General features: G+C 64.8%; 1 protein-coding gene. It reads left to right on the top strand.

What is annotated here, in order from left to right; translation table 11 throughout:
* Positions 1–61 precede the first annotated feature (61 nt).
* Positions 62–2,673 (top strand): GDSL-type esterase/lipase family protein (locus ACFVIM_RS13715; protein ID WP_384300896.1); only part of this gene is annotated, 2,612 nt, incomplete at its 3' end.

The raw sequence follows: 2,673 nt of genomic DNA, 5'->3' as shown, positions 1-2,673 counted from the left end.
CACGAAGGGCATCCCGGCCCCCTTCACCTCCTGGGAACAGGTGATGAAGGTGCAACAGAAGATGAACGACACGGCAAGGGCCGTGAAGGCGTCGGCGGGCCAGGGGACGAAAGGCTCGCTCACCGGCGTGACCGCGGGCCCCGCCGACCGCCAGGTCGTCGTCTACTGGCACGGGAAGCTGACACCAGCCGCCAAAGCCATCATCGCCGACAGCGAGACCCCCGTGGTCGTCAAACCGGCCAAGTACTCCGCCCGCGAACTGGTACGGGCGGTGGACCAGGTGAGTCACGCGGCCAAGACGGCCGGAGTCCAACTGGTCAGCGTCATGCAACCCGAGGACGGGAGCGGGCTGCGCGTATCGATGGAAGGCGGCCAGAAGGAGGCGGCCAAGCTCCGCAGAGCCGTGAAGTCCGCAGACCTGCCCGTGAAGATCATCTCTGGTGTCCAGCGGAACGTCTCTCTGGCCGACCGGAGAAACGGACAGTTCGCCGGAGGCGCGGCGATGGCCGAACCCATCTGCAGCACAGCGTTCGCCATCCAGCAAGGAAATCAGCAAATGATGCTCACCGCCGAGCATTGTTTCCCTGGGAATTACTCGAACAACCGGTACGGCCTGACCACCGGCGAACTCACGATGCCGGACCACAGTAATCCGTTCGGTCATCTCGCTACGCCCAAGGGACCCGGCCCCAACTCAAATGTGCGGGTCGATGTCGCGGGCATCAGCCCGCAGAAAGCGATAGGACCAGAGATCTGGGCGGGCAAGGCGCTCGACCGGCCCACTGAACAGCATCTCGTCCCGGTGACCGGCGCGCAGGCTCCGATCGTAGGAAACTACGTCTGCCAGTCAGGTGCCCGCTCGGGCGAGATCTGCAACCTCCACGTGTCAGGCATAAATCCCCGCTACTGGGCCACCGAAGCGGAAGGTGAGCCGCCCGTGGAATACAGCCAAGGGCTCGTGGCCGAGCAGATGTCGGATGGCTTGGGCGTCTACGGGGCCATGCGAGGGGACAGCGGCGGTCCCGTCGTCATGGGGACGCCGGGCCAGCGCAGAATCGGCACGGAAGTAATCGCGGCCGGTGTCGTGTCCGCATCGCACTCATCGGCGATGAAATGCCCTCGCGGGCCGCTTACAGGCCAATCCAAATGCTTCTCGGCATTCACGTTCGTTCCCATCGATGTGGCCCTGAACCATCTGAACTACGCCGAGCTCAGCTACCGGCACACTCTGCCTAACGGCATGGTGGAACTGAAGCACAAGTCATTCAAAGACGACGGCATCCGTGGCCCCTTCGATCATCCTCCGATAGAGAACCGGCTACAGATGGACGCACGGAACAATGTGCAGGACCTCATCGTGGCAGGTAATGGAACCGCCCTCGCCTTCCACTACTCCACTGGCCAGTACGCGGCAGTCCCCCAGGGAGGAACCAGTCCGGAATCGCGATGGATCCCTCGGCGGAATCAGGCAGGACGCTGGGAATTCCATCACGCCGCAAGCCCCGACAAAGCTTTGGAGGGCGGAACAGGGTTCCAGGTAATCACAGTCATTGACGGCTGGTTCCAGCTGAAGAATCTCGATGGCAGATGCTTGGCTCTGGACGCCACTATCTCCGCGCAGCATCCGCATCATGCCACCACGCCGATCTGTGATGCCGGAGATATCGACCAGTGGTTCAGCTTGGAGGCCGTGAGCACTGAGCTCTCAGTCGAGATCCCAGCGCAGGCGACATCGCTTCCCTCGCCTCCCACCCCCGGCACCACCGCGCCTCGGCTGGCCGTCATGCCGCTGGGCGACTCGATCACTCTCGGCGTCGGGAGCACCACACGCAGGGGGTACCGCCCCGAGCTGGCCACCCACCTGGCCGGGGCAGCGAGCAGTCTGTCCTTCACCGGTTCCCAGACGGACTCCGACGGAACCCGCCACGAGGGCCACTCGGGATGGCGGATCGACCAGCTGCAGGCCAACATCGAGACCTGGCTCGCGCAGGCGAAACCCAACATCATCACCCTGCACATCGGCACCAACGACATGAACCGTGACCATCAGGTCAGCACCGCCCCCCAGCGCCTGGGACGCCTTCTGGACCAGATCCACGCCGCCTCTCCCGACACCGCTATCGTGCTCGCCACCCTGGTCCCAGCCACCGACCCCGCCGTCCAGGCCCGCGTCGACGCCTACAACAAGACGATCCCGGCACTGGTCTCGGCACGCACCTCCCAGGGCCGACCTATCGTCCAGGTGAGCATGGGCAGCCTGACCACCGCCGATCTCAACGACAACCTCCATCCCAACAACGCCGGCTACACGAAGATGGCCGACGCCTTCCACGGCGGAGTGCAGACGCTGATCCGGCGGGGCTGGATCAAGGAGAACGTAGTCGTCGACCCCGCCCCACCCCGGCGCACAGCGGTCATCGGAGACTACGACGTCGACATCAACGGTGACGGCCAGGCCGACTACCTCGTCGTCGACGACAACGGTGCCACCCGTGCATGGACCAACACCGGTATCGGCCGGTGGTCGGACCAGGGCGTCGTCGCGACTGGCTCGGCGCAGTGGACGGGGGAGCAAGTGCGGTTCGCCGACATCAACGGTGATCAGCGTGCGGACTACCTCGTCCTGGACGCCAACGGTGCCACCCGCGCCCTCCTCAACACTCCCGACGCCAC

The sequence above is a fragment of the Streptomyces sp. NPDC057638 genome (genome assembly GCF_042800315.1).
Lineage (GTDB): Bacteria > Actinomycetota > Actinomycetes > Streptomycetales > Streptomycetaceae > Streptomyces.
Note: the sequence above shows the minus strand (reverse complement) of the source record. Positions and strands in the feature narration are given on the sequence as shown.